At 70.0% G+C, this 26064-nt stretch carries 20 protein-coding genes and 2 riboswitches; of the genes, 9 read left to right on the forward strand and 11 right to left on the reverse strand.

Translation table 11 applies throughout. The features are described 5' to 3' along the window. Positions 1–24: 24 nt before the first annotated feature. From BLR91_RS05725 to BLR91_RS05750, 6 genes are all read right to left on the reverse strand, one after another. A complete protein-coding gene (locus tag BLR91_RS05725; RefSeq protein WP_231918832.1) occupies positions 25–789 on the reverse strand; it encodes a hypothetical protein in 765 nt (254 codons plus the stop codon). Positions 790–929: 140 nt separating this feature from the next. After that, positions 930–2072 (reverse strand): cysteine desulfurase family protein, encoded by a 1143-nt coding sequence (locus BLR91_RS05730; RefSeq protein WP_089876459.1) that lies wholly within the window; start codon positions 2070–2072, stop codon positions 930–932. Next, positions 2069–2923: a carboxylating nicotinate-nucleotide diphosphorylase gene (gene nadC, locus BLR91_RS05735; protein ID WP_089876457.1), complete on the reverse strand. Its 855-nt coding sequence runs from the start codon at positions 2921–2923 to the stop codon at positions 2069–2071. Before nadC ends, BLR91_RS05730 begins: the two co-directional genes overlap by 4 nt. Continuing rightward, positions 2917–4515 (reverse strand): L-aspartate oxidase, encoded by a 1599-nt coding sequence (gene nadB / locus BLR91_RS05740; protein WP_089876455.1) that lies wholly within the window; start codon positions 4513–4515, stop codon positions 2917–2919. Before nadB ends, nadC begins: the two co-directional genes overlap by 7 nt. A gap of 1 nt (position 4516) precedes the next feature. Continuing rightward, entirely contained in the window at positions 4517–5812 is a 1296-nt protein-coding gene (gene nadA, locus BLR91_RS05745) for a quinolinate synthase NadA (RefSeq protein ID WP_089876454.1), read from the reverse strand. Then, positions 5809–6537 carry an NUDIX hydrolase gene (locus tag BLR91_RS05750; RefSeq protein ID WP_018191500.1) on the reverse strand — a complete coding sequence of 243 codons (729 nt, stop codon included), beginning with the start codon at positions 6535–6537 and terminating at the stop codon, positions 5809–5811. Before BLR91_RS05750 ends, nadA begins: the two co-directional genes overlap by 4 nt. A 214-nt stretch (positions 6538–6751) precedes the next feature. Next, a riboswitch (glycine riboswitch) is annotated at positions 6752–6840 on the forward strand. A gap of 1 nt (position 6841) precedes the next feature. Next, positions 6842–6946, forward strand: a riboswitch (glycine riboswitch). Positions 6947–7009: 63 nt separating this feature from the next. Between BLR91_RS05750 and gcvT the strand changes: the two genes are divergently transcribed. Genes gcvT through gcvP form a run of 3 tightly spaced genes read left to right on the forward strand, consistent with a single transcriptional unit; the run spans position 7010 to position 11506 of the window. Beyond that, positions 7010–8197: a glycine cleavage system aminomethyltransferase GcvT gene (gene gcvT, locus BLR91_RS05755; RefSeq protein WP_089876452.1), complete on the forward strand. Its 1188-nt coding sequence runs from the start codon at positions 7010–7012 to the stop codon at positions 8195–8197. A 2-nt stretch (positions 8198–8199) separates the two neighbouring features. Continuing rightward, on the forward strand, positions 8200–8574 hold the full coding sequence (gene gcvH / locus BLR91_RS05760) for a glycine cleavage system protein GcvH (protein WP_018191498.1): 375 nt from the start codon (positions 8200–8202) through the stop codon (positions 8572–8574). A 16-nt stretch (positions 8575–8590) separates the two neighbouring features. Next, entirely contained in the window at positions 8591–11506 is a 2916-nt protein-coding gene (gcvP, locus tag BLR91_RS05765) for an aminomethyl-transferring glycine dehydrogenase (protein ID WP_089876451.1), read from the forward strand. A gap of 105 nt (positions 11507–11611) precedes the next feature. Here gcvP and BLR91_RS05770 read toward each other — a convergent pair whose 3' ends face one another. After that, positions 11612–12406, reverse strand: coding sequence for a CPBP family intramembrane glutamic endopeptidase (locus BLR91_RS05770; protein ID WP_018191496.1), 795 nt, complete (start codon positions 12404–12406; stop codon positions 11612–11614). A gap of 230 nt (positions 12407–12636) precedes the next feature. Between BLR91_RS05770 and BLR91_RS05775 the strand changes: the two genes are divergently transcribed. The 3 genes from BLR91_RS05775 to BLR91_RS05785 all read left to right on the forward strand — a co-directional run bounded on the left by BLR91_RS05775 (position 12637) and on the right by BLR91_RS05785 (position 17164). Next, positions 12637–14424: an ABC transporter family substrate-binding protein gene (locus BLR91_RS05775; RefSeq protein WP_018191495.1), complete on the forward strand. Its 1788-nt coding sequence runs from the start codon at positions 12637–12639 to the stop codon at positions 14422–14424. A gap of 193 nt (positions 14425–14617) precedes the next feature. After that, on the forward strand, positions 14618–16150 hold the full coding sequence (locus BLR91_RS05780) for an ABC transporter permease (RefSeq protein ID WP_018191494.1): 1533 nt from the start codon (positions 14618–14620) through the stop codon (positions 16148–16150). After that, positions 16151–17164 carry an ABC transporter permease gene (locus BLR91_RS05785; protein ID WP_018191493.1) on the forward strand — a complete coding sequence of 338 codons (1014 nt, stop codon included), beginning with the start codon at positions 16151–16153 and terminating at the stop codon, positions 17162–17164. Positions 17165–17196: 32 nt separating this feature from the next. On the opposite strand, the gene BLR91_RS05790 is transcribed toward BLR91_RS05785, so the two are convergent. Next, the gene (locus BLR91_RS05790; RefSeq protein WP_089876449.1) at positions 17197–17823 is read right to left on the reverse strand and encodes a PH domain-containing protein; all 627 of its coding nucleotides are present in this window, start codon (positions 17821–17823) and stop codon (positions 17197–17199) included. Positions 17824–17873: 50 nt separating this feature from the next. Here BLR91_RS05790 and BLR91_RS05795 point away from each other — a divergent pair, with 50 nt between their 5' ends. The 3 genes from BLR91_RS05795 to BLR91_RS05805 all read left to right on the forward strand — a co-directional run bounded on the left by BLR91_RS05795 (position 17874) and on the right by BLR91_RS05805 (position 22542). After that, positions 17874–19736 (forward strand): ABC transporter ATP-binding protein, encoded by a 1863-nt coding sequence (locus BLR91_RS05795; protein WP_020077291.1) that lies wholly within the window; start codon positions 17874–17876, stop codon positions 19734–19736. A 287-nt stretch (positions 19737–20023) separates the two neighbouring features. Further along, positions 20024–21949 carry a translational GTPase TypA gene (gene typA, locus BLR91_RS05800; RefSeq protein WP_018191490.1) on the forward strand — a complete coding sequence of 642 codons (1926 nt, stop codon included), beginning with the start codon at positions 20024–20026 and terminating at the stop codon, positions 21947–21949. Positions 21950–22077: 128 nt separating this feature from the next. Beyond that, positions 22078–22542, forward strand: coding sequence for a hypothetical protein (locus BLR91_RS05805; protein ID WP_089876448.1), 465 nt, complete (start codon positions 22078–22080; stop codon positions 22540–22542). Positions 22543–22551: 9 nt separating this feature from the next. On the opposite strand, the gene efeB is transcribed toward BLR91_RS05805, so the two are convergent. From efeB to efeU, 3 genes are all read right to left on the reverse strand, one after another. Further along, positions 22552–23868: an iron uptake transporter deferrochelatase/peroxidase subunit gene (efeB, locus tag BLR91_RS05810; RefSeq protein WP_089876446.1), complete on the reverse strand. Its 1317-nt coding sequence runs from the start codon at positions 23866–23868 to the stop codon at positions 22552–22554. Between the two features lie 5 nt (positions 23869–23873). Next, the gene (efeO, locus tag BLR91_RS05815) at positions 23874–25079 is read right to left on the reverse strand and encodes an iron uptake system protein EfeO (protein WP_089876444.1); all 1206 of its coding nucleotides are present in this window, start codon (positions 25077–25079) and stop codon (positions 23874–23876) included. A gap of 69 nt (positions 25080–25148) precedes the next feature. Continuing rightward, on the reverse strand, positions 25149–26012 hold the full coding sequence (gene efeU, locus BLR91_RS05820; RefSeq protein ID WP_089876442.1) for an iron uptake transporter permease EfeU: 864 nt from the start codon (positions 26010–26012) through the stop codon (positions 25149–25151). Positions 26013–26064: the final 52 nt, after the last annotated feature.

Genomic DNA, 26064 nt, shown 5'->3' on the forward strand with positions numbered 1-26064 from the left:
AGAACTGGGGAATAAAACGCCCGCTCAGCGCCCCAGGCCGGCCCGGTCCACCCGGCGGTGGTACCGCATCCCCGCGACGCCTCCCAGGATGGCGCCGGCGAGGCTCACCACCGCGACCACGACGGCCGTGATGATGCCGGTGAGCGTCACGGATCCTTCGCCCAGCGGGATGCGCGGGAAGCTGTTCAGGCTGCCGAGGATGTTGTACTGGCTGCCGAAGATGAGGGTCAGCACGGCGACGACCACGGCGATGATCACCGCCCACAGCCACACCGCGATGCCCTGCTTGACGCCGTCGAAGCGCGCCATCCGCCCGGCCACGTACCCGCCGCAGAAGTAGGCGACGAGCAGGATGACGACGAGCGCGATCGCGCCGACGAGCCCGACCGTCGACGCGTTGGCGTTGGCCTGGTCGATCGCGCGGTCGGCGCTCCCCGCGGTGCCGAGGCCGACGGCCGCGCCGGCCGCTGCGACCAACGCGGTCAGCAGCACCGCGGTTCCCGTCGCGGTGAGCCAGCCGAAGAAGGCCGAGCCGAACTTCATCCCGCCGAACTCGCTGCGCTCGCGGGCGACGACGTCCTCACGGAGGGTGTGCGTCCCGTCCCCGTATGTCCCGTCCGGGTGGATTCCGTCGACGGGAGCCGTTGCGGGCGCAGCCGTGGTCGGAGCGCCGGCGCCGTCCCTCACGGCCTCGCGGTCGCGCACGGCCTCGCGGTCACGCACGGCGTCGCGGTCGCGCACAGTGTCAGCGGCCGCCCGGTCTTCGGGCGGCAACGGTCGATCGGTCATGGCGTGCCTCTTCCGGTTCGCCCGCGCATGGCGGGTGGTCGTCGGTCGATGAGCACGGTAGGCCGACCCTGAAGCGCTCCATAGGCGCTTGATTTCCGCCCCGAGCGGGAGGATCATCCCGCGCTCCCGCGGACCAGCCCCTACCCGCCGAGCCCCGCCACGGCCCGCACCGCCTCGCCCACGGCGGGAGCCACCGCGGCGAGCTGCTCGGCCGTCACCTCCGGCCCCCACGAGAACCGCACCGCCGTGCGGGCGACGTCCTCCGGGTACCCGAGCGCGAGGAGCACGTGCGACGCGTCCTCGCTGCCGGCGGCGCACGCCGAGCCGCTGGACGACACGACACCGCGCCGTTCCAGCTCCAGCAGCACCGCCTCCCCGTTGATCCCGGGGAACACGAACGACGCCGTCCCGGGCAGCCGCGACGTGGGATGCCCGGTCAGGGATGCGCCTGGCGCCTCAGCGAGCACGGCGGCGACGAACGCGTCCCGCGCTGCGGCAACGGCCGTCGCCCGCTCCTCGAGCCCGGCGACGCTGAGCCGCGCAGCCGTCGCCAGGGCCACCGCGCCGGCGACGTTCTCCGTCCCCGAGCGGCGGCCGCGCTCCTGACCTCCGCCATGGATGACCGGCTCCAGCGGGATGCGCCCTCTCACGTACAGCGCACCGACGCCCTTCGGCGCTCCGAGCTTGTGGCCGGAGACGCTCAGCGCATCCACCCCCAGCTCCCGCACGTCGAGCGGCAGCCAGCCGGCCGCCTGTACCGCATCCGTATGAAAGGGGATGCCGTGCTCGTGCGCGATAGCGGCAAGCTCGGCGATGGACTGCACCGTACCGACCTCGTTGTTGGCGAGCATCACGCTCGCCAGCGTCGTGTCGGGCCGTACGGCGGCGGCGAACGCTTCGGCCGTGACCAGGCCGTCCGGTCCGACCGGCACGAAGGTCACCTCGAAGCCGTGCAGCCGCACCAGGTAGTCCACCGACTCGAGCACCGCCTCGTGCTCGATCGGTGTCGTCACGATGTGGCGTCCGCGCGGGTTCGCCAGCGCGATTCCCTTCACGGCCAGGTTGTCGGCTTCCGTCCCGCCCGAGGTGAACGTCACCTCCGACGCGCGGCAGCCCAGCCAGTCTGCGACCGCCGAGCGGGCGTCGGTGAGCCCGCGGGCGGCCGATTCGCCGACGGCGTGGTGGCTCGACGGGTTGCCGAAGTCGCCCGTCAGGTACGGCCACATCGCCTCCAGCACCTCCCGGCGGAGCGGGGAGGTGGCGGCCGCGTCGAGGTAGATCACTCCACCACCACGTCCAGTCCGAGGTCGAGCGAGCGGACGCTGTGGGTGAGCGCGCCGGACGAGATCACGTCGACGCCGGTCTCCGCGATCGCGCGGACGGTGGGGAGGCTGACGTTGCCGCTGGCCTCCACGATGGCCCGTCCGCCGACAAGGGCGACGCCTTCGCGCAGCTCGTCGAGGGTGAAGTTGTCGAGCATGATCGTGTCCACCCCGGCCGCGAGCACCGGCGCGATCTGGTCGATGCGGTCGACCTCGACCTCCAGGTGCGTGGTGTGCGAGAGCTGTTCGCGCACCCGCAGCAGCGCATCCGTCACCGACAGGCCGGTCTGCGCGGTGAGGACGGCGAGGTGGTTGTCCTTCGCCATGACCGCGTCCGAGAGGGAGTAGCGGTGGTTGTGGCCGCCGCCGGCGCGGACGGCGTGCCGCTCGAACGCGCGCAGGCCCGGGGTGGTCTTCCGCGTGTCCACGATGCGGGCGGAGGTGCCGGCGACCTCGGCGACGAACGCGGCCGTGAGCGTTGCGATGCCGCTCATGCGCTGGACGAAGTTGAGGGCGACGCGCTCGGCCTGGAGCACCGAGCGGGCCGGTCCCTCGACCGTCGCGAGCGCATCCCCGGCCGCGAACGTCGCGCCGTCGGCGACGTGCACGTTCACGGCGATCGCCGGATCGGTCAGCGTCATCGCGGCCGCGAACACCTCGCCGCCCGCGAAGGTGCCCGGCTCGCGGCCCACCAGGCGCGCGGTCGCGCGAGCCGTCTCGGGGATGAGCAGCTGGCTGGTCACGTCGCCCCAGGGGGCGTCCTCGACGAGGGCGGCCTGGACGGCGGTGTGGATGAGCTGGCGGGTCAGCATGCTGCGGGAACCTCGAGACGGGTCGGCTGGGGGAGCAGGACGGTGTGGGCTGGCTCGCCGGAGCCGGCGAGCGGGAAGTCGGAGCGGAAGTGCGCCCCGCGCGACTCTTCGCGGGCGAGCGCCGCGGCGACGACGAGACGGGCGAGGGTGAGGAGGTTCGCATCCTCTCCGGACCTCGCCCCGGCATTGGCGTCGGGCATCGCGGTGGCGGCGAGCTCGTCGGAGGCCGCGGCGAGGCGTGCCCCGTCGCGGTGCACGCCGGCGGCCTCCCACATCAGCGCGCGCAACCGGTCGCGGTCGAAGGTGCGGAGAACGGGATGCGGCGAGCCGGCCGCGACAGATCGTGCGGCGTCCGCCTCCACCCGCACCGCGCGTTGCGTCCACACGGGAGGCTCGGCCCACGGAGCATCGATCGCCCCGGCCGCCCGATGGGCGAACACCAGACCTTCGAGCAGGGAGTTGGAGGCGAGCCGGTTGCCGCCGTGCGCCCCGGTGCAGGCGACCTCGCCGACGGCGAACAGGCCGGGGACGCTGGTGCGCCCCTCGGTGTCCGTCGCGACGCCGCCCATCGCGTAGTGCGCGGCCGGGGTGACAGGAAGTGGACGCCGGGCCCAGTCGTGGCCGGCGGCGCGCGAGGCGGCGTCGATCGTCGGGAACCGCCGGGCGAGGAACGCTGCGCCGAGCGCCGTCGCGTCGAGCAGCACGGGGCGACCGCCCTGCGCGGCCATCTCGACCGCGATGCCGCGGGCGACGACGTCGCGGGGCGCGAGCTCGGCGTCGGGGTGGGCGTCGAGCATGAAGCGCTCGCCGGCGGCGTTCCGCAGGACCGCGCCTTCGCCGCGCACGGCCTCGGAGACGAGGAACGCGCCTGCGCCCGCGTCGCCCGCCGCGCCATCGCCCGCGTACAGCGCGGTGGGATGGAACTGCGTGAACTCCAGATCGGCGAGCATCGCCCCGGCGCGCCAGGCCGCCGCCACTCCGTCACCCGTCGCGACCGACGGGTTGGTGGTGTGCGCGTACAGCTGGCCCCAGCCTCCCGTGGCCAGCAGCACCGCGTCGGCGTCGATGGTGAGTGCCTCGCCGTCGACCCACAGCGACACCCCGGCGGCCCGGCCGTCCTCGACGATGACGTCGCGGAGGAACGCGCCCCCGACGACCGGGATGCGCGCCGCCGTCACCGCGGCGACCAGCGCCCGCTCCAGCTCGGCGCCGGTCGCATCCCCTCCGGCGTGCAGCACGCGGGCGGAGGAGTGGGCGGCCTCGAGGCCGCGGGCGAGCGTGTCGCCGTCGCGGTCGAACGCCGCGCCGCGGGCGATCAGCTCGCGGACGCGGTCGGGGCCGTCGGAGCAGAGCGCCTCCACCGCTTCGCGGACGTTGAGCCCGGCCCCCGCGCGGAGGGTGTCGGCGACGTGCGCCTCCACCGAATCGTCGGGGAAGAGCGCCGCCGCGATGCCGCCCTGGGCGTACGGCGTGCTTCCGGAGGCGACGGACGACGACTTGGTCACGACCGTGACGTCATGGCCGAGCGTGTGCGCTCGCAGCGCCGCGGTCAGCCCCGCGATGCCGCTCCCGACCACGACCACACGGCTCATGTCAGGCCGCCATCGTGGTGTCGGGCCGCGCCGCCAGCATCCGCTCGAGCGCCACCCGCGCGGGCTCCGCGACGGACGCGGGAACGGTCACCTGGTTGAGCACCTCGCCGCGGACGAGCCCCTCCAGCACCCAGGCGAGATACCCGGGGTGGATGCGGTACATCGTCGAGCACGGGCACACCACCGCGTCGAGGCAGAAGATCGTGTGCTGCGGGAACTGCGCCGCCAGCCGCTGCACCAGGTTGATCTCGGTGCCGATCGCGAAGGTGGAGCCTGCGGGCGCCGCCTGGATCGCCTTGACGATGTAGTCGGTGGAGCCGTACTCGTCGGCCGCATCCACCACATCCATCGGGCACTCGGGGTGCACGATCACTCGGACGCCGGGGAACTCGGCGCGCGCGTGCTCGATCTGGCCGACCGTGAAGCGCTTGTGCACCGAGCAGAAGCCGTGCCACAGGATGACCTGGGCGTCCTGCAGCGTCTCGGCGTCCGTCCCGCCCCACGCCTTGCGCGGGTTCCACAGCGGCATCCGCTCGACCGGGATGCCCATGGCCTTCGCCGTGTTGCGGCCCAGGTGCTGGTCGGGGAAGAACAGCACGCGCTGCCCCCGCTCGAACGCCCACTCCAGCACGGTCGCCGCGTTCGACGAGGTGCAGACGATGCCGCCGTGCTCGCCGCAGAAGGCCTTCAGGGCGGCGGACGAGTTCATGTAGGTGACCGGGATGACGGGGACGCGGCCGTCGGCGTCCGGCTCGGTGCCGTACAGCTCCTCCAGCTGCTCCCAGCACTCCTCGACCGAGTCGAGGTCGGCCATGTCGGCCATCGAGCAGCCGGCGGCGAGGTTGGGGAGGATGACCCGCTGCTCGGGACGCGACACGATGTCGGCCGTCTCGGCCATGAAGTGGACGCCGCAGAACACGATCGCCTCCGCCTCCGGCCGGGCCTTGGCCGCGTTGGCGAGCTGGAAGGAGTCGCCCACGAAGTCGGCGTACTGGACGACCTCGTCGCGCTGATAGAAGTGGCCCATCACCGCGACGCGGTCGCCGAGGGTCTCCTTGGCGGCGCGGATGCGGTCGCCGAGCTCCTGGGCCGTGGCGGTGCGGTACTCCTCCGGCAGCTCGCCCTGCCGAGGGGCGTTCGCCGGGATGGGGTCGCCGAGCGACGCGCCGGGCCCGTAGGAGGGCGTCGCGCTGTCGAACGTCCACGGCGCCTCCACCAGGTCGGGGGTGCAGGTGTCGCCGTCGAGCTGCCCCGACGCGATGAGCCGGATGGTGGTGTCGACCGAAGCGATGGTCATGCGTTTCTTCCTTCGAACGGATGCTGCTGGCGGGGGAGCGGCCCCGCGTCGGCGAGGTCGATCTGGTCGTTGTAGCGGTACAGCCGCGGCGGACGGTGCGGCGTGCCGGTGAGGTACTCGTCGGTGGCGACGACGGCCCCGGAGGACTCGATCGTGCGGCGGAAGTTGGCCGGGTCGAGGGCGCGGCCGAGCACGGCCTCGTGCACCCCGCGCAGCTGGGCCAGCGTGAAGCGCTCGCCGAGGAACGCGTGGGCGATGCGGGAGTACTCCATCTTCGTGCGAAGGCGCCAGAGGGCGTACTCGACGATCACGTTGTGGTCGAAGGCGAGCTCGGGCAGGTCGTCGGCGGGGAACCAGCGAACGTTCTCGCCGACGCTGGCGCGCTCGGCCTCCTCGCTGCGGACGAGTGCCCAGTAGACGACGGAGACGACGCGCTCGGCGCCGGGGGAGCGGTCGGCGTCGCCGAAGGCGTACAGCTGCTCCAGGTAGCTGGGCGTCAGGCCGGTGGTGTCGTTGAGCGTGCGGGCAGCGGCGTAGGGGAGGTCCTCGCCGACCCGCAGCGGTCCGCCCGGCAGGGCCCAGCGTCCCTCGAACGGTTCGCGGATTCGGCGCACGAGCGGCAGCCACACCTGCGGGACGCCGCCGGTCTCGTCGTCGGTGCGCAGGGCGAAGATGACCGTCGACACGGCGAGGATCGCACTCGCGCGTTCGTGCCGTGCCGTCATGGCCGCTCCCGTCACCTAAAGGTCAACTTGACTCTAACGTGCTGATCATCTTAGTGTCATCTCGACCAGAACGCCAAACGCCTCCCTACACGCTGAGATTTGCGCCAAATCTCTGTTATGACGGGCGCATTACCGAGATTTGGCGCAAATCTTCGCGTGCGCACGGGACGGCGGGAGCGGATATGCTGGCCGGACAACCGAATACCGGGCCAACGAGGTCGATGCGGGAGAGTCGCGCGAGCGCGACACCGAAGGAGCAATCCTCCCCGACAATCTCTCAGGTACGCGTACCGCATCGGACTGGCCACTCTGAAAAGCAGGATGGCGCCCGCCGTCCTCGCCCACGGTGAAAGCCGCGCATCCCTCAGGGAGGCGAGGTGAAACTCTCAGGCCGGATGACAGAGGGGGAGTTCTTCCCGGGAGCGGCGACGCCCCCGCAGCCCCCGGCCGACGGCCGGCGATCGGAGAACTCATGACCTCGCAGAGCACGCCAGACGGTACGAACGCCGAGCGCACCTCCCCGCTCCACGACGCCCATACGGCGGCCGGCGCCTCCTTCACCGACTTCGCCGGCTGGCAGATGCCGGTCCGGTACTCCTCCGATCTCGCCGAGCACCACGCCGTGCGCACCGCCGCCGGCCTGTTCGACCTGTCGCACATGGGCGAGATCGTGCTCCTCGGCCCGGAGGCCGGTCAGGCGCTCGACTATGCGCTCGCAGGCAAGCTCTCCGCCCTCAACGTCGACCAGGCGAAGTACAGCCTCCTGCTCTCCCGCTCCGGCGGCATCGTCGACGACCTCGTCGTGTACCGCACCGGCGACGACCGCTACATGGTGGTCGCGAACGCGTCGAACCGGGATGCGGTGGCCGCCGAGCTGCGCGACCGGACCGCGCCGTTCGACGTCGAGGTCTTCGACGAGTCCGACGACATCGCCCTGATCGCCGTGCAGGGTCCGGCCGCCCTCTCCATCCTGCTCGCGACGCCGGGCCTGTCGGCCGACGCCGGGGCGCTCGGCGGCTCCGACTTCGGGGAGCGCCTCTCGGCCCTCAAGTACTACTGGTCGCTCCCGGCCGAGTTCGAGACGCATCCCGTGCTCATCGCTCGCACCGGCTACACCGGCGAAGACGGCTTCGAGCTCTACCTCGCGCCGGACAACGCGCGCGCCCTGTGGGATGCCCTGCTCGAGGCGGGAGCCGATCAGGGCCTCGTCCCCGCCGGCCTCGCCAGCCGCGACACCCTGCGCCTCGAGGCCGGGATGCCGCTGTACGGCCACGAGCTCGGCCTCGACACGATGCCGGCGCAGGCGGGACTCGGCCGGGTCGTCAACCTCGCGAAGGACACCGACTTCGTCGGCCGCGCCGCCAGCGAGGAGGGGCCGGACCCGGAGGCCCGTGTGCTCGTCGGCCTCGCCGGGGAGGGCAAGCGCGCTGCCCGCGCCGGCTACCCGGTCTTCGCGCACGACGATACGACCGGTGACGACGCCGAGGTCGGCGTCGTCACCTCCGGCGCGCTCTCCCCGACGCTGGGCATGCCCATCGCGATGGCCTACGTCGCCCCCCGCTTCGCCCGTGAGAACACCGTGCTCCAGGTGGATGTGCGAGGCACCCGCCTCCCGTTCACCGTCACCGCCCTCCCCTTCTACAGCAGAAAGAAGCGCTAGCCATGGCCGCAGAACGAGACCTGAAGTACACGCCCGAGCACGAGTGGCTCCTGGTCGATGGCGACGTCGCGACCGTCGGCATCACGGCCTACGCGGCCGAGAAGCTCGGTGACGTCGTGTTCGTGGAGCTGCCCGAGGAGGGCAGCGACGTCACCGCCGGCCGCGTGGTCGGCGAGATCGAGTCGACCAAGTCGGTCGGCGAGCTGTTCGCCCCGGTGAACGGCACCGTCGCCGAGGCCAACAGTGCCGTGGTCGACGCCCCCGAACTCGTCAACTCCGACCCGTTCGGCGAGGGCTGGCTGGTGAAGGTCCGCTTCACCGAGCTGCCCGACAACCTCCTGAGCTACGACGAGTACGCCGCCCTGACCGGCGAGTAAGGTTCCCCCACCTCACATGACCGACCTCTTCCCAGCGCGTCACATCGGCACCGACGGCGACGCGCAGAGCACCATGCTGTCCGCGATTGGCGCGGCCGCCTCCCGCGAGTGGGCCTCCGTGGAGGACCTCGTCCTCGCGGCCGTCCCCGACTCCATCCGCGTGGACGCCGGGCGCGAGTCCGTGCTTCCGGCTCCGCTGAGCGAGCGCGCCGCCCTCCGCGAGCTGCGCGCGCTGGCCGCCCGCAACACCGTCAACCGCAGCCTGATCGGCCTCGGCTACTACGGCACGATCACGCCCGCGGTGATCAAGCGGAACGTGCTCGAGAACCCGGGCTGGTACACCGCGTACACGCCGTACCAGCCGGAGATCTCGCAGGGCCGGCTGGAGGCGCTGATCAACTTCCAGACCATGGTCTCCGACCTCACGGGCCTCGACACGGCGAACGCATCGATGCTCGACGAGGGGACTGCGGTCGTCGAGGGGATGCTGTTGGCGCGCCGCGCATCCAAGGCGAAGTCGCCGCGTTTCGTCGTCGACGTCGACACGTTCCCGCAGACGCTGGCGCTGCTGCGCAACCGGGCGGACGCGGTCGGCATCGAGCTGGTCGTGCTCGACCTGGCGAGCCTCCCGGCGGATGCCCCGGAGTTGAGCGACGCCTTCGGCTTGTTCGTGCAGTACCCGGGCGCCTCCGGGCGCGTGTGGGATCCGAGCGCCGTCATCCGCACGGCGAAGGAGGCGGGGGCCGTCATCGTCGCCGCCGCCGACCTGCTCGCCCTCACCCAGCTGCGCGCCCCCGGCGAGCTCGGAGCGGATGTCGCGGTCGGCACGAGCCAGCGCTTCGGCGTCCCGATGGGGTTCGGCGGCCCGCACGCCGGCTACATGGCGGTCCGCAAGGGCCTCGAGCGGCAGCTCCCCGGCCGTCTGGTCGGAGTGTCGCAGGATGCGGTCGGGAAGCCCGCCTACCGGCTCACGCTGCAGACCCGCGAGCAGCACATCCGCCGCGAGAAGGCGACCTCGAACATCTGCACCGCGCAGGTGCTCCTCGCCGTCATGGCGGCGATGTACGCCGTCTACCACGGCCCTGCCGGGCTTCGCGCGATCGGTCGCCAGGTGCACCTGACGACGGCCGCCGTCGCCCAGGCGCTCCGCGCATCCGGTGTCGAGGTCGTGTCGCGCTCGTTCTTCGACACGCTGCAGGTCGAGGTGGACGACGCGGCCACCGTCGTCGCCCGCGCGCACGACCGCGGCCTCCTGTTGCACGCGACCGACGCCGGTCTCGTCTCGCTGAGCATCGACGAGGAGTCGGCGGAGGACCTCCGCGACGGCGACTTCCCGCTCGGCGACCTCATCGAGGTGCTCGGCGGCACGGTCGACGGCGTCCCGGCGCTCACGCTCTCCGGCGAGGCGTCCTACGACCCGGTGCTCGCGCGCGAGTCCGAGTACCTCAGCCACCCGGTGTTCAACACGCACCACTCCGAGACCGCGATGATGCGCTACCTGCGCCTGCTGCAGGACCGCGACTACGCCCTCGACCGCGGCATGATCCCGCTCGGGTCGTGCACCATGAAGCTCAACGCGGCGACCGAGATGGAGGCCGTGACCTGGCCGGAGTTCGCTGCGCTGCATCCCTTCGCTCCGGCCGCCGACGTGGCCGGCTCGCTGGAGCTCATCGACCAGCTGGAAGAGTGGCTCGCCGACGTCACGGGGTACGACACCGTCTCGCTGCAGCCGAACGCCGGCAGCCAGGGCGAGCTCGCCGGACTGCTCGCGATCCGCGGGTACCACCGGTCGCGCGGCGACCTGCAGCGCACCGTGTGCCTCATCCCGCAGTCCGCGCACGGCACGAACGCGGCCTCCGCGGTGCTCGCCGGCATGAGCGTCGTCGTCGTGGCGACGGACGAGCTCGGCAACGTCGACCTCGACGACCTGCGCGCCAAGATCGCCGAGCACGCCGACACCCTCGCCGCTCTGATGATCACCTACCCGTCGACGCACGGCGTGTACGAGCACGAGGTCGTCGCGATCACCCAAGCCGTGCACGACGCCGGCGGCCAGGTGTACGTGGACGGCGCCAATCTCAACGCGCTGCTCGGCTACGCCCGGTTCGGCGACTTCGGCGGCGACGTCAGCCACCTCAACCTGCACAAGACCTTCTGCATCCCGCACGGCGGCGGCGGCCCGGGTGTCGGTCCGGTCGCGGCCAAAGCGCACCTCGCGCCGTTCCTGCCCGGCCACCCGCTCGCGCAGGACGCGACGCACCCGATCGCGGGCGGCGGCCGCGTCGAGCACGGCGGAGCGCCGGTCTCGGCGGCCCCGTACGGCAGCCCGAGCATCCTGCCGATCAGCTGGGCGTACGTCCGGATGATGGGCGCAGAAGGCCTGAAGGATGCGACGGGAGCGGCCGTTCTGTCGGCCAACTACGTCGCTGCGCGGCTGCGGGAGCACTTCCCGGTGCTCTACGCGGGGGAGGACGGCCTCGTCGCGCACGAGTGCATCCTCGACCTGCGCCCGCTGACCGAGCGCACCGGGGTCACGGTCGACGACGTCGCCAAGCGGCTCATCGACTACGGCTTCCACGCGCCGACGATGTCATTCCCCGTCGCCGGCACCCTGATGGTGGAGCCGACCGAGAGCGAGGACCTCGCCGAGCTCGACCGCTTCGTGGCCGCGATGATCGCGATCCGCGAGGAGGCCGACGCCGTCGCGGCGGGGGACTGGCCGTCGGACGACAACCCCCTGCGGAACGCGCCGCACACCGCGGAGTCGGCGGTCTCGTCCGACTGGACGCACCCGTACTCGCGGGAGCAGGCGGTCTACCCGGTCCCCGCTCTCGTCCGGAACAAGTACTGGCCCCCGGTGCGCCGCATCGACCAGGCCTACGGCGACCGCAACCTCTTCTGCGCCTGCCCGCCGCCCGAGGCCTTCGCCTGACCCACCCCTAACCGCCTCCGCCCTTCACCCCCACCGTCGAGTCCGCAAACTTTGCACGCTTCGCCCCGCGATTCCGTGCAAAGCTTGCGGACTCGACGGCGGGGGTCAGGCGAAGATGTGGGGGAAGAGGGCGACGGCGAGGGGATAGCCGACGAACGAGACGATGTCGATGATCGTGTGGGCGACGACGAGCGGCATCACGCGGCCCCAGCGGGTGTAGCACCAGCCGAAGACGATGCCCATGATCGCGTTGCCGACGAACGGGCCGAAGCCCTGGTACAGGTGGTAGCTGCCGCGCAGCACCGCGGCGCCCAGGATGATCGACCACGTTCCCCAGCCCAGCTGGCGCAGGCGTGTGAAGAGGTAGCCGACGATGATGACCTCCTCCTGGAGCGCGGCACGAAGCGCGGCGAGGATGAGCACCGGCACCGTCCACCAGTGCGCGTCGAGCGTCGACGCCTCCACCGTGACCGTGATCCCGAGCAGCCGGGTGAGGGCGTAGAAGAGGATGCCGGGGATGCCGATCACGAGGAACAGCAGCGCCCCGCCGCCGAGGTCGCGGGCGGGACGCGTGAGGTCGAAGCCGATGCGACGGAAGCCGCTGCGCTGCGGCTGCCAGAGCAGGTAGATCACCAGGGCGACGGCGAACAGCGGGAACAGATTGCCGAGCACCTGGTACAGGAAGTCGAAGACCTCCCGGCTCGACTGGGCGGGGTTCACCTCCGCCTTCTGGTCCGCCAGGGGCGTACTCTGAGTCGCACGGTCGATGATGGTGACGATGGAGTAGATCGCCGACTGGCCGAGCGACAGGCCGAGCACGATCGCGACCTCCCACCAGAGGCGGGGGCGCGCGGCGCGCTCCACGGGGGTCTCTCCGGCCCAGGTCAGCGCGTCAGCCATACCGGCATCCTGCCAGCCCGGACCGCAAACCATTCAATCGTTGCATTGCACGATCAAATCCACCGTTTTTGTGCGCATCGTGCACGAATCCTCCGACTGAGTTACCACTCTGTAACGTTTTCCCGCGCTGTTTTGCAATCACTGGCAGCGATACCTAGGGTCATTCTTATCCCGCGCGGACCAGGCTTCTCGCATGCCCGTTCCGACGCACACTTCGCACAGGAGGAACATTGCACATCAACGGAAGAAAGGGCAGGTTCGCGGTCAGCGCGGTCGCCGTCGCAGGCGTCGCAGCACTCGCGCTGTCGGCCTGCACCACGTCCGGGAGCACCAGCACCTCGTCCGCTGCCAAGGGCGGCACCGTGACGGTGGCGGTCGTGAACGACTTCACCTCGTTCAACTCGCAGACGCCGCAGGGCAACCTGGACACCAACGGCCAGGTCGGATACCTCAACGGCTCGTACGGGACCGGTTTCCAGTACATCGACAACAACTACAAGATCGTCCACGACGACAAGTTCGGCACGTTCGAGAAGACCTCGGACGACCCGCTGACCGTCAAGTACACCCTGAACAAGGACGACAAGTGGTCTGACGGCGAGCCCGTCACCGCCGATGACATGATCCTCGCGTGGGCCATCGCCTCCGGCCACTACGACTCGGCGAAGTTCGACGATGACGGCAACGTCACCAGCGGCACGCAGTACTTCCAGATCGCGGGCTCGACCGCGGGCATCGACGCGACCGACTTCCCGACGGTCAGCAACGACAACCGCACGATCACCCTCAAGTACGCGACGCCGTACGTGGACTGGGAGCTCGTCAACCCGATCGCGCAGCCCGCGCACATCGTCGCCAAGAAGGCGGGCCTCTCCTCGGCCGCCGACCTGACGAAGCTGCTGAAGGGCCTGCCCAAGGGCGACCCGGCGAACCCGGCTCCGGCCGACCCGACGCTGAAGAAGGCGGCGGAGTTCGTCAACACCGGCTACGACGTGACCGCGTTCCCGACCGACAAGGACCTGCTGGTCTCCTCCGGCCCGTTCGTCGTCTCGTCGTGGACCCCCGGCCAGTCGCTCACGATGACGCCGAACAAGTACTACGCCGGCGGTCTGAAGCCGAACGTGGACAAGATCGTGTTCCGCATCATCCCGGACGCGAACGCCCAGGTCACCGCTCTCCAGAACGGTGAGGTCGACATCATCAACCCGCAGGCGTCCGCCGACACGATCACCGCGCTCAAGCAGACCAGCGCCAAGATCCTCACCGGTGCTCAGGCGTCGTACGACCACCTCGACCTGAACTTCGGCTCGCCGGTGTTCAAGGACGAGAAGGTCCGCGAGGCGTTCCTCAAGACGATCCCGCGTCAGCAGATCCTCGACTCGATCGTCACGCCGGTCGACTCGAAGGCGAAGGTCCTGAACTCGCAGATCTTCCTGCCGAACCAGGAGCAGTACGAGGGCAGCGTCAAGCAGAACGGATCTGACAAGTACGACAAGGTCGACATCGAGGGCGCCAAGCAGCTGCTCGCCGGTGCCACCCCGACCGTGCGCATCCTCTACAACACGAACAACCCGAACCGTGTCGACGAGTTCCAGTCGATCTCGGCCTCGGCCGCGAAGGCCGGCATCAAGGTCGTCGACGCCGGCTCGCCCGACTGGAGCAAGCTGCTCCCGGGTGGCGACTACGACGCCTCGCTCTTCGGCTGGATCAGCCCGGGTGCAGGCACCACGCAGCTGCCGCAGGTGTTCGCCTCGCAGGGTGGCGGAAACTACAACCGCTACACCGGCACCAACGACCTGGCCCTCAAGTCGCAGACCACCCTGGACAAGGATGAGCTGACGAAGATCGAGTACCAGATCGACAAGCAGACCTTCACCGACGGCTACGGTCTGCCGCTGTTCCAGCTCCCGGGTGTCTTCGCGACCACCTCGCGGGTTGACGGCGTCAAGTACAACGGCGGACAGTCCGGTCCGTTCTGGAACTTCTGGGAGTGGTCGGTCAAGTCCTCCAAGAAGTAACAGCTCCGCAAGTGAGAGTGCCCGGGTGAACCCCGGGCACTCTTACTGCGGCGGGGCGTCGGTTCCGGCCGGCGCCCCGTATCATGTAGTCGGTGGACGTGATCCGTCCGCCCCGTGAGATACGCGCCTGGCGGCAAACCCCCCTCCGCCGCACCCCCGATCGGCGCGTCCTGTCAGTGAAGGTTTTGAACCTATGGCGAGTTTCATCCTGAGACGCCTTCTGGTCTCAGTGCTCATCATCATCGCCGCCTCGTTCCTGATGTACATGCTGGTCGCCTATAGCGCCGACCCGCTCCAGGATCTCCGAGGCAGCAATTCCCCCAATAAGACGCAGCTCATCAACGCGCGCATCCAGCTCCTGCAGCTCGACGTCGCGCCGCCGCTGCGCTGGCTGCTCTGGCTGGGCGGTGCGGCCAAGTGCCTCATCCCGTTCGCCAACGCCTGCGACCTGGGGTCCACCGTCTCCAACGCGAAGGTGACCGACATCCTCCCGCAGGCCCTCGGGTCGACGGTGCAGCTGGTCACGTTCGCCCTCATCCTCGCGATCCTCCTCGGTGTCACCATCGGCATCGTCACCGCCCTGCGGCAGTACAGCGGACTCGACAACGTCGTCACGTTCCTCAGCTTCTTCCTGTACTCGCTTCCTGCGTTCCTCGTGGCGGTTCTGCTCAAGGAGTTCGTCGCGATCGGCTTCAACAACTTCCTCGCGCACCCGACCATCCCCTGGTGGGTGGCCGTGCTGATCGGGCTGGTGGCCGGACTCATCTGGCAGTCGCTGATCGGCGGTGACCGGAGGCGGCGTCTGCTGACCTTCGTCATCTCGGGTGTCGCGACGGCGGGCGTCCTGCTGCTCATGTCGGCGATGAACTGGTTCCTCATGCCGGGCCTCGGCCCGGTGGTGATGATCCTGCTGATCGCCGCGACCGTGATCGGCGCCACGGCGCTCATCTCGGGACTGCAGAATCGGCGGGCGCTCATCTCGGCGGCCATCGCGGGCGCGATCAGCCTGGTCTGCTACTTCGCGCTCCAGCCGCTCTTCGACGTCTCCACCATCGGCACGATCATCATCCTGGCGATCGTGGCCATCATCGTGAGCCTCGCGATCGGCTGGTTCGTCGGAGGCTACGACCGCGGCCAGAACATGCGGATCTCGGTGATCGTCACGATCGTCTCGGGCTTCCTGATCATCGTCGACCGCTTCATGCAGGCGTGGCCGCAGTACTTCCAGGACACCAACGGCCGCCCCATCGCGACCGTCGGCTCCTCGACCCCGGGCCTCGAGGGCGATATGTGGGTCACCGGCCTCGACACGTTCACGCACCTGGTGCTGCCGACGATCGCCCTGCTGCTCATCTCGTTCGCGTCCTACACCCGCTACTCGCGTGCCGGGATGCTCGAGGTGCTCAACCAGGACTTCATCCGCACCGCGCGCGCCAAGGGCCTGCCGGAGCGGACCGTCGTCGTGCGTCACGCCTTCCGCAACATGCTCATCCCGATCACGACCCTCGTCGCCTTCGACGTGGGAGCGCTGCTCGGTGGTGCGGTCATCACGGAGCGCGTGTTCGCCATCCCGGGCATGGGCTCGCTGTTCAACCTCGGCCTCAGCCGCGGCGACCTTAACCCCGTCATGGCGTACTTCCTCGTGATCGCGGCCATGGCCATCCTGTTCAACTTCCTGGCAGACCTCGCGTACGCCGCACTCGACCCGAGAGTGAGGGTCCGATAAATGTCCGTCAACGACACACGTATCGCCGATGAGCTGCAGGCGCCCAGCGCCCCGCCCGTCAGCCAGGGGAAGCTCGTCTGGAAGCGGTTCCTCTCCAACAAGGTCGCCGTCGCCAGCGCCATCCTGTTCATCCTGATCCTGCTGTTCTCGATCTCGGCGATCGGGCTGGGTCCGATCCCCGGCTGGTGGAAGTACAACTACACCGAGCTGAACGACCAGGTGCAGCAGGGCTCCCCGACCTGGGAGCACCCGTTCGGCCAGGACCGCATCGGCAAGGACTACTTCGCCCTGACGATGCGCGGCATCCAGAACTCGATCCTCGTCATGGTGGTCCTCGGACTCATCGCGAGCGTCGTGGGTGTCGTCGTGGGCGCCGTCGCGGGCTACTTCCGCGGCGTGGTCGACGCGATCCTGATGCGCATCACCGACGTGTTCATCGTCATCCCGGCGCTGGTCATCGGCTCGGTCGTCGGTCACGCGTTCGGCGGTCTCGGCGCGTTCTTCCTGGCGTTGATGCTCGGGTTCTTCTCCTGGATGGGCATCGCCCGTCTGGTTCGCGGTGAGTTCCTCTCCCTGCGCGAGCGGGAGTTCGTGGAGGCGGCCCGCGTGGCCGGCGCCTCGGACGCGCGCATCATCTTCAAGCACATCCTGCCGAACGCCATCGGCGTCGTCATCGTGGCCTCGACGCTGATCATGGCCTCGGCCATCCTGCTCGAGACCGCGTTGTCCTACCTCGGCTACGGCATCCGTCCGCCGGACGTCTCGCTCGGCCTCCTGATCAGCTCGAACCAGTCCGCGTTCCAGACACGGCCGTGGCTGTTCTGGTGGCCCGGTGCGTTCATCGTGACGCTCGCGCTGCTCGTCAACTTCGTCGGCGACGGCCTGCGCGACGCGTTCGACCCGCGCCACCGCCGGTTCAACCTCCGCAAGATGCGGGAGCAGGAGCCGGAGGAGGGTGAAGGCGACGGCCGGAGCCCGAAGACCGGAGCGGCCCTCGCGGAGGACGTGCTGTGACGCCCGCCCGCGTCGCGCTGCTCCCGGCCGGTTCAGGCCAGGAGCAGCGCGGCGACGGTGCCCGCGAGCAGGAGCACCAGCACCGCGAGTTCGACCAGGTGCCAGCGCACCGTGACCGGCGTCTCGTCGGCACGACCCGCGTCGATGGCGCCCGCATCCTGCAGCATGCCCCAGCGGCGGCGCACGACCTCGGCCGCCGCGCCGGACTCGGTGCCCAGCAGGTCGCCGGGGCGGCGCACGCTGTCCTCGACGCGCGGGCGGCCGATGCGGCCCTTCGTCTCGTTGCGGGTTGCGCGGAGCGTGCTTCCGGTGCCGGGCGCGGGAGCGGCCCACACCGGGATCTTGCGGCCCGGGGTGTACAGCGTCAGGGCGTACTTGGTGTCCACCGCGATCAGCGCCTCCCACGGGATGCGGACGGTGCGCGTGACATTGACGACCGTGATGCCCTCGTCGGCGACCGTCAGCTGCGGACGCCAGAGCATCGCCCACGCGACGAACGCGAACAGCGCGCCCGGCACGATGTAGAGCAGCCGGGCGTCGTGGACGCTGAACAGCAGGCCCATGGTCAGGGCGGCAGCGGCCGCCCAGATCAGAACGGCAAGGACCCGGTTGAACCGGGACACGAAAACCTCGCGTTCGGCGGGAGAGACGTAGGGCATGGGTCCATGCTCTCATCCCGCCGGAACGCCCCCGAAAGGAACCACGAATCATGACCGAGACCAACCCGGTCCGGGCGACGGCGCAGGCCGGCGGCCCCGTCCTCGAGGTGAACGACCTCTCCGTCGACTTCGGTGTGGACGGCGTCTGGGTGCCCGCCGCGAAGAACCTGAACTACCAGATCAAGGCGGGCGAAGTGCTCGCGATCGTGGGTGAGTCCGGTTCGGGCAAGAGTGCGAGCTCGATGGCGATCCTCGACCTCCTGCCGAAGAACTCGCGCGTCCGCGGCTCCATCAAGCTGGACGGCCGCGAGCTGACCGGCCTCAGCCAGCCGCAGATGCGGCGCGTGCGCGGTCGTCAGGTCGCCGTGATCTTCCAGGAGCCGATGACGGCGCTGAACCCCGTGTACACGGTCGGCTTCCAGATCGTCGAGACCCTGCGCATCCACTTCGGGATGTCGCCGCACGAGGCCAAGGAGCGTGCGCTCGAACTGCTCGCCATGGTCGAGCTGCCCGACCCGAAGAAGGCGTTCAATTCGTACCCGCACCAGCTCTCCGGCGGCCAGCGCCAGCGCGCGATGATCGCCCAGTCGATCTCGTGCGACCCGAAGCTGCTGATCGCCGACGAGCCGACCACCGCGCTCGACGTGACGGTCCAGGCCGAGATCCTGGAGCTGCTGCGCAGCCTTCGCGACCGTCTCGACAGCGCGATCCTGCTGATCACGCACGACATGGGCGTTGTCGCCGACCTCGCGGACAACATCGTCGTGATGCGCAAGGGCGACATCGTCGAGTCGGGGACGGTGGCGGAGGTCTTCGCCGAGCCGAAGCACCCGTACACGATCGCCCTGCTCGACGCCGTTCCGCACCTCGGCCAGCGCGAGGACGAGGAGATCGACACGACGGCCGCCCTCGCCGCCGGCACGGAGAACCCGGATGCGTCGTTCACCGAGCGCATCCGCGCCAACGAGCGGGCGGCGCAGGCCGAGCACGAGAAGGCCGAGATGGACAAGCGCGAGGTCGTCGTCGACTTCCGCAACGTCGCGATCGAGTATCCGAAGCACGGCCGCGTGCCCGCGTTCCGCGCGGCGAGCGACATCGACCTGAAGATCCACGAGGGCGAGGTCGTCGGCCTCGTGGGCGAGTCGGGCTCCGGCAAGACGACCCTGGGCCGCGCCGCGATCGGCCTGCTTCCCATCCACTCGGGTCAGCTCGTCGTCGCCGGGCAGGACATCAGCAGCCCGAGCCGGGACGAGATCCGCAAGCTGCACCGTAACGTCGGCATCGTGTTCCAGGACCCGTCGTCGTCGCTGAACCCGCGCCTCCAGATCTCCGACTCCATCGCCGAGCCGCTGCGCCTCGCGAAGAACCTCAAGGGCGCGGAGCTCTCGAAGGAGGTCGACCGCCTGCTCGACAGCGTCGAGCTTCCGCGCGCCTACCGCAGCCGGTTCCCGCACGAGCTGTCGGGCGGCCAGAAGCAGCGCGTCGGCATCGCCCGCGCCCTGTCGCTGAAGCCGCAGGTGCTCATCGCCGACGAGCCGACGAGCGCGCTGGACGTGTCGGTGCAGGCGCGCGTGCTGCAGCTGATGCAGACCCTCCAGAAGGAGATGAACTTCGCCTGCCTGTTCATCACCCACGACCTCGCCGTCATCGACGTGCTCGCCGACCGCATCGCGGTGATGCACCACGGCCGCCTGGTCGAGGTGGGCACGCGCGACGAGATACTCCGCTACCCGAAGGAGGCGTACACGCAGCGACTGCTCGCCGCCGTGCCGCTTCCGGACCCGGAGCAGCAGCGCGCCCGTCGCGCCCTGCGCCTGGAGCTGCTCGCCGCCGGTTCCGACGACACCGCGCCCGCCCCGACGATCGTCGAGGAGCCTCCGGCGCCGGAGCCGCCGGTCGCCCAGGGGCTCTGAGCCGCTCGACGACACAGGGGAGGGTCGGTCCAACAGGACCGGCCCTCTTGGCGTCTGCGGCGGAGGAAACCCTGCACGGGCCGCGACCACGGCAAACGGTGGAGATCCGGAAAGACACGCCCCTGCTGCGCACGAATGGGAGGTGCGGGCGGCGGTGACCGCGCGAATGTCCTCCGTTTCGCAGGGCTGAAGGGCTCGCTGACAGCGGACACAGGAGAAGGGGGGCGGATCCACGATAGAATGGACCGTTCCCCTTCTTCCTTCTGACGAGAGTCGAGTCTGTACGCATGTCCGAGAACGCCGTCGCCCGCCGCGATGATCTGCGAAATGTCGCGATCGTCGCCCACGTCGACCACGGCAAGACCACGCTGGTCGACGCCATGCTCAAGCAGACGAACTCCTTCGACGCGCACGCGCACGTCGAGGAGCGCGCGATGGACTCGAACGAGCTCGAGCGCGAAAAGGGCATCACCATCCTCGCCAAGAACACGGCGATCTCGTACAAGGGCAAGCACGCCCCGAACGGCCCGATCACCATCAACGTGATCGACACCCCGGGCCACGCCGACTTCGGCGGCGAGGTCGAGCGCGGCCTCTCCATGGTCGACGGCGTCGTCCTGCTGGTGGATGCGTCCGAGGGCCCGCTGCCCCAGACCCGTTTCGTGCTGCGCAAGGCGCTCGAGGCGAAGCTCCCCGTCATCCTCGCGGTCAACAAGACCGACCGCGGTGACGCCCGCATCGACGAGGTCGTCGGCGAGAGCCAGGACCTCCTGCTCGGCCTCGCGAGCGACCTCTCGGACGACGTCCCGGACCTCGACCTGGACGCGATCCTCGACGTCCCCGTCGTCTACGCGTCCGGTCGCGCCGGCGCTGCGAGCCGCAACAAGCCGGCGAACGGCGAGCTGCCTGACAACGACGACCTCGAGCCGCTGTTCGAGGCGATCCTGGAGCACATTCCGGCGCCGAGCTACGACCCCGAGGCCCCGCTGCAGGCGCACGTGACCAACCTCGACGCGTCGCCGTTCCTCGGCCGCCTCGCGCTGCTCCGCATCTTCAACGGCACCCTGAAGAAGGGCCAGACCGTCGCCTGGGTCCGTCACGACGGCGACGTGCACAACGTCCGCGTGACCGAGCTGCTGATCACCAAGGCGCTCGACCGCTACCCGGCCGAGTCCGCCGGCCCGGGCGACATCGTCGCCGTCGCCGGTTTCGCCGACATCATGATCGGTGACACGCTGGCCGACCCGGACGACGTGCGACCCCTTCCCGCGATCCACGTCGACGAGCCCGCGATCTCGATGACCATCGGCACGAACACCTCGCCGCTGGTCGGCAAGGTGAAGGGTCACAAGCTGACCGCGCGCATGGTGAAGGACCGCCTCGACCGCGAGCTGGTCGGTAACGTCTCGCTCCGCGTCCTCGACATCGGCCGTCCCGACGCGTGGGAGGTGCAGGGCCGCGGTGAGCTGGCGCTGGCCATCCTCGTCGAGCAGATGCGCCGCGAGGGCTACGAGCTCACCGTCGGCAAGCCGCAGGTGGTCACCAAGAAGATCGACGGCAAGACGTACGAGCCGTTCGAGCACCTGACCATCGACGCCCCCGAGGAGTACCTGGGTGCGATCACGCAGCTGCTCGCCGCCCGCAAGGGCCGCATGGAGAACATGGCGAACCACGGCACCGGCTGGGTCCGCATGGAGTTCATCGTTCCGTCGCGCGGTCTGATCGGCTTCCGCACCGAGTTCCTCACCACCACCCGCGGCACGGGCATCGCGAACGCGATCTCGCACGGCTACGACGAGTGGGCCGGTCACATCGTGACCCGCAGCAACGGCTCGATCGTGGCCGACCGCGCCGGCGTCGTGACGCCGTTCGCCATCATCGCGCTCCAGGAGCGCATGACGTTCTTCGTGAACCCCACGGAGGAGGTCTACGAGGGCATGGTCATCGGCGAGAACTCGCGCGCGGACGACATGGACGTGAACATCACCAAGGAGAAGAAGCTCACCAACATGCGCTCCTCCACGGCCGACACGTTCGAGTCGATGACGCCGAGCCGTCAGCTGACCCTCGAGGAGTCGCTGGAGTTCGCCCGCGACGACGAATGCGTCGAGGTGACGCCGGAGGCCGTGCGCATCCGCAAGGTCGAGCTGGATGCGACCGCCCGCGGTCGCGCCGCCGCCCGCCTCAAGCGCCAGGACGCCGCAGCCGTCTGACCTGCCCGCTTACCGAGGGGTCGCAACACGCCGTTCTGGCTCAGCCAGAACGGCGTGTTGCGTCCTCTGGATGGCCGCTGACGGCACTGCCTAGCCAGGGCTGGTCGGTCATCCGGGAGAATGGATGCATGAAACGCCGCCTCGTCGCCCTGCCCCTCGCTGCCGTCCTGCTCCTGGGCGCCGCCCCCGCGCTGACCGCGTGCAGCTTCCAGGGCGTCGTGAAGGATGTCTCGGGCGGCAACGTCGACCTGGGCGGCAAATCCGTCCCGGCGGACTTCCCGAAGGAGGTCCCGCTCGCCGACGGCGACGTCGTGTTCGGCGCCGGCCTCGGTTCCGGCGCCGACAAGGTGTGGAACGTGACCGTCAAGGTCGAGAACGGCGACGCCTACACCGCCATCGAGAAGCAGCTCACCGACGCCGGGTTCACCGGCCAGTTCGGCACCCGCGGCCCGAACGGCGGCGGCACCGGGACGTTCAGCAACGGCACGTACGGCGTGCTCGTCGTGGTGACGGACGCGGGAAGCAACGGCTGGGTCGCCAACTACTCGGTGTCGAAGGGCGGCACGCCGAGCCCGACGCCGTCGGCCGGCTAGGCGAAGAAGCTAGGCGAAGAGCCCGGCTCCCACGTACGAGCCCTCTTTCGCACCGGGCGGCACCGCGAACACGCCGGAGCCGACGTGGCGGACGTACTCGTTCATCAGGTCGTTCTGCGCCAGGCGCTGCTGGATCGGGATGAACTGCTTCCGCGGATCCCGCTGGAACGCGATGAAGAACAGCCCGGCGTTGAGGCGACCCAGCTCGTCGTTGCCGTCGACGAAGTTGTAGCCGCGACGGAGCAGCTGCGCGCCGCTGTTCATCGTGGGATGCGCGAGCCGCACGTGCGAGTCGGGGTCGATCTTCGTGCCGCCGTCCTTCGCCAGCGCCAGGAAGTTGGGGTCGCTGAACTCGGTGCCGCCGGAGAGCGGCGCCCCCTCGCCCTTGTCGCGGCCGATGATGCGCTCCTGCTCGCCGAGCTGCTGGCGGTCCCAGGTCTCGATGACCATGCGGATCTTGCGGGCGACGAGATAGGAGCCCCCGGCCATCCACCCGGCGCCGTCGCTCCCGGAGGCCCACACCTGGTCTTCGACCACGGTCTGGTCCTCGGACTTGATGTTGGCTGTGCCGTCCTTGAAGCCGAACAGGTTGCGCGGGGTCACCTGGGCTCGGGAGGTCGACGACGTGCGGCCGAAGCCGAGCTGCGACCAGCGGATCGCCGCGCGCCCGAAGGCGATGCGGGAGAGGTTGCGGATGGCGTGCACAGCCACCTGCGGGTCGTCGCTGCACGCCTGCACGCACAGGTCGCCGCCGGTGATCGACTCCTGCAGAGCGTCGCCGGGGAACCGGGGCAGGTCCACAAGGGCCTCCGGGCGGCGGGAGGCGATCCCGAACCGGTCTTCGCCGCTCGCCGTGCGGAACAGCGTCGGACCGAAGCCGAAGGTGAGCGTCAGGCCGCCGGGCGGCAGGTCGAGCGCCTCGCCGGTGTCGTCCGGCGGGGCGTCCATCGGTCCGGATGCTGGGCCGTACTTGCCGGCGGGACGCCCCTGCGTCATCCGCGCGGCGGCGGCCGTCCAGTCGTGCAGCAGCTCGATCAGCCCGTCCCGGTCGAGGCCCGGGGAGGTGTCGAAGGCGGCGAAGTGGAGGCGGTCCTGCGCAGGTGTGGTGATGCCGGCCTGGTGGGCGCCGTAGAACGGGTACGTCGTGGCGGAGGCAGCGGTCGCGCCGACCACGACACGGTCGGCCGCGACACCCGCGCCGATGCCGACGAGCCCGGCGCCGACCGTCGCGCCCGCGAGGCCGAGCATCCCTCGACGGGACAGGCCGGAGCGCCCGGTGACCTGGTCGGCCTCCGGGCGCTCGGCGTCGTGGTGGTTCTCGGTCACGCGCCCTACTTGACGATGATCGAGGTCAGGTGGCTGAGCGGTTCGCTGAGCGCGTTGACCTGGTCGGAGAGCTCCTTGACCTGCTCGGTGCTGAGCTCCGTGTAGCTGACGAAGCCGTCGCCTGAGCGGTACTGGGCCAGCGTCTTCTCGATGGTCGTGAACTCGCCGTCGAGCTTCGCGACGACGTCCTTGCCGTTGCTGCCCTTCTGCTCGGCGATGTCGCGGACGACGCCGTAGGCCACCTGGGCGCCCTCGAGGTTGGCCTGGAAGTCCTGCAGGTCCGTGTGCGAGAAGGCCTCCTCCTCGCCCGTGATCTTCGACCCGGCGACCTCCTCCATCAGGCCGATGGCGCCGTTGGAGATCTGGTCGATGGTGAGCGTGAAGTCCTTCGCGTGGACGAGGTCGTACAGGCGCTGGGTGTCGGTCACGAGCTTGTCGGCGAGCTGCGTGCGCGTTGCGGCGTCGGACGGCGTGTACCCGGCGGGAGCCCACAGGTCCTTCTCGATGCGGTGCCAGCCGGTCCACTCCTGGCCCTCGGCCAGGTCGGCCTCGCGCAGGTCGAGGGCGGGGTCGAGGTCGCCGAACTGCTCGGCGGTCGGCTCGATGCGCTCGTAGAAGGAGCGGGCCGCTGCGTACTGCGCGCGGGCGGCCGTGTCATCGCCGCCAGCGTAGGCGGTGGCGAAGGTCTTCGTCGCGGTCAGCAGCGCACCGGACTGGTCCTTCACGTAGCCGGTGTAGTTGGCGACGGCCTGGGCGACCTGCTTGCTCTCGCTCTGCGAGACCGTCTTGCCGGTGCCCGGGGTGACGGTGAATTTGGCGACGTGCGCCGGCTCGCCCACCATCCCCTTGCGGCAGGCCGAGAAGTAGTCGCCCTCAGGGAGCTGGACCACGTAGTTGACGGTCGTGCCCGGGCCGATGTTCTCCTTCTCGCCGACGATGCGCAGCTTGTCGGTGGCCAGCAGCTCGAACTCGTTCACGTCGGTGCCCGTGTTGGTCACCTGGAAGGTGATCGGTCCGGCCTTCGCGGTGTTGGTGGACACCGTGCACTTGTCGTCGCTCAGGGTGACCGCGATGGCCTCGTCCGAGGCGGTGGCCTGGTTCGGGACGCAGCCGGTGAGCGCGGCGGCCAGGGCGGCGGTCCCCGCGAGGGATCCGGCGACGGCCGTGAGGCGGCGTAGGGTCGAGCGGGAGGCGAGCGTGCGGGTGGTCACCGGGCGCTGTCGAGGCATGGGTGTGCTGTTCTTTCTCTTGTGGTGCAGTGAGGGGTCAAGAAGAGGGGGTCACGACGCGATCGGCGCGTGCGGCGCCGAAGCCGCGGCCGGGGCCGTCGGCGCGGGTCGTGCGGCGGAACGGTGCTGCCGGATGTAGAAGTAGCCGACCACCGCGAGGTAGATGAACCAGGCCGCGACCTGCAGTGCGGTCGGCGACGGGTTGAAGTTGAGGATGCCGGCGGCCAGGGTGCCGTACCAGCTGGAGGCGGGGATCGCGCGGCTGATGTCGTACGCGTGGACGCCTCCGCCGGGGAGCAGGCCGGCCTCCTGCAGGTCTCCGAGCCCGTAGGCGAGCACGCCGGCGGCGACGAGGATGAGGAAGGCGCCGGTCCAGGTGAAGAACTTGCCGAGGTTGATCTTGACCATTCCGCGGTAGAGCAGGAAGCCGATGACCGCGGCGGTGGCGATGCCGAGGAGGGCGCCGACGGCCGGCTCCCAGCTGCCCCCGGTGCTCGCGACGGTCGCCCAGACGAAGAGCGAGGTCTCGATGCCTTCGCGTCCGACGCTCAGCATGGCGAGCAGCACGACGCCCCAGCCGGCGCCGACGAGCGCGGAGTCGAGCCGGTTCTGGAGGGTGGACTTCATGCTGCGGGCGGTCTTGCCCATCCAGAACACCATCCAGGTGACGAACCCGACCGCAACGAGCGACAGGGAGCCGCCGAGGATCTCCTGCGCCTGGAAGCTCATGCCGTAGGGGCCCCAGGTGAGGACGGCGCCGATCCCGAGCGGGACGATGAGCGCGATGCCCACGCCGATCCAGAGCTTGGACAGCACCTCGGTGCGGCCCAGCTTCACCACGTAGGCCACCAGGATGGTGACGATGAGCGCCATCTCGAGGCCTTCGCGGAGGCCGATCAGGTAGTTCGCGAGCACAGGTGACCTTCGTCGGGGGAGGGGTTCATGATTGGTAAGGCTAACCTTACTG

This window comes from Leifsonia sp. 466MF, from assembly GCF_900100265.1.
Taxonomy (GTDB): domain Bacteria; phylum Actinomycetota; class Actinomycetes; order Actinomycetales; family Microbacteriaceae; genus Leifsonia.

Bases quoted from the DNA above. Each gene is read 5' to 3' on its own strand.
- gcvP (WP_089876451.1), top strand. From the start codon at position 8,591: ATGACCGACCTCTTCCCAGCGCGTCACATCGGCACCGACGGCGACGCG.
- gcvT (WP_089876452.1), top strand. From the start codon at position 7,010: ATGACCTCGCAGAGCACGCCAGACGGTACGAACGCCGAGCGCACCTCC.
- gcvH (WP_018191498.1), top strand. From the start codon at position 8,200: ATGGCCGCAGAACGAGACCTGAAGTACACGCCCGAGCACGAGTGGCTC.
- nadB (WP_089876455.1), bottom strand. From the start codon at position 4,515: ATGAGCCGTGTGGTCGTGGTCGGGAGCGGCATCGCGGGGCTGACCGCG.
- BLR91_RS05725 (WP_231918832.1), bottom strand. From the start codon at position 789: ATGACCGATCGACCGTTGCCGCCCGAAGACCGGGCGGCCGCTGACACT.
- BLR91_RS05805 (WP_089876448.1), top strand. From the start codon at position 22,078: ATGAAACGCCGCCTCGTCGCCCTGCCCCTCGCTGCCGTCCTGCTCCTG.
- BLR91_RS05770 (WP_018191496.1), bottom strand. From the start codon at position 12,406: ATGGCTGACGCGCTGACCTGGGCCGGAGAGACCCCCGTGGAGCGCGCC.
- nadC (WP_089876457.1), bottom strand. From the start codon at position 2,923: ATGCTGACCCGCCAGCTCATCCACACCGCCGTCCAGGCCGCCCTCGTC.
- BLR91_RS05790 (WP_089876449.1), bottom strand. From the start codon at position 17,823: ATGCCCTACGTCTCTCCCGCCGAACGCGAGGTTTTCGTGTCCCGGTTC.
- BLR91_RS05795 (WP_020077291.1), top strand. From the start codon at position 17,874: ATGACCGAGACCAACCCGGTCCGGGCGACGGCGCAGGCCGGCGGCCCC.
- typA (WP_018191490.1), top strand. From the start codon at position 20,024: ATGTCCGAGAACGCCGTCGCCCGCCGCGATGATCTGCGAAATGTCGCG.
- nadA (WP_089876454.1), bottom strand. From the start codon at position 5,812: ATGACCATCGCTTCGGTCGACACCACCATCCGGCTCATCGCGTCGGGG.
- BLR91_RS05785 (WP_018191493.1), top strand. From the start codon at position 16,151: ATGTCCGTCAACGACACACGTATCGCCGATGAGCTGCAGGCGCCCAGC.
- BLR91_RS05750 (WP_018191500.1), bottom strand. From the start codon at position 6,537: ATGACGGCACGGCACGAACGCGCGAGTGCGATCCTCGCCGTGTCGACG.
- BLR91_RS05780 (WP_018191494.1), top strand. From the start codon at position 14,618: ATGGCGAGTTTCATCCTGAGACGCCTTCTGGTCTCAGTGCTCATCATC.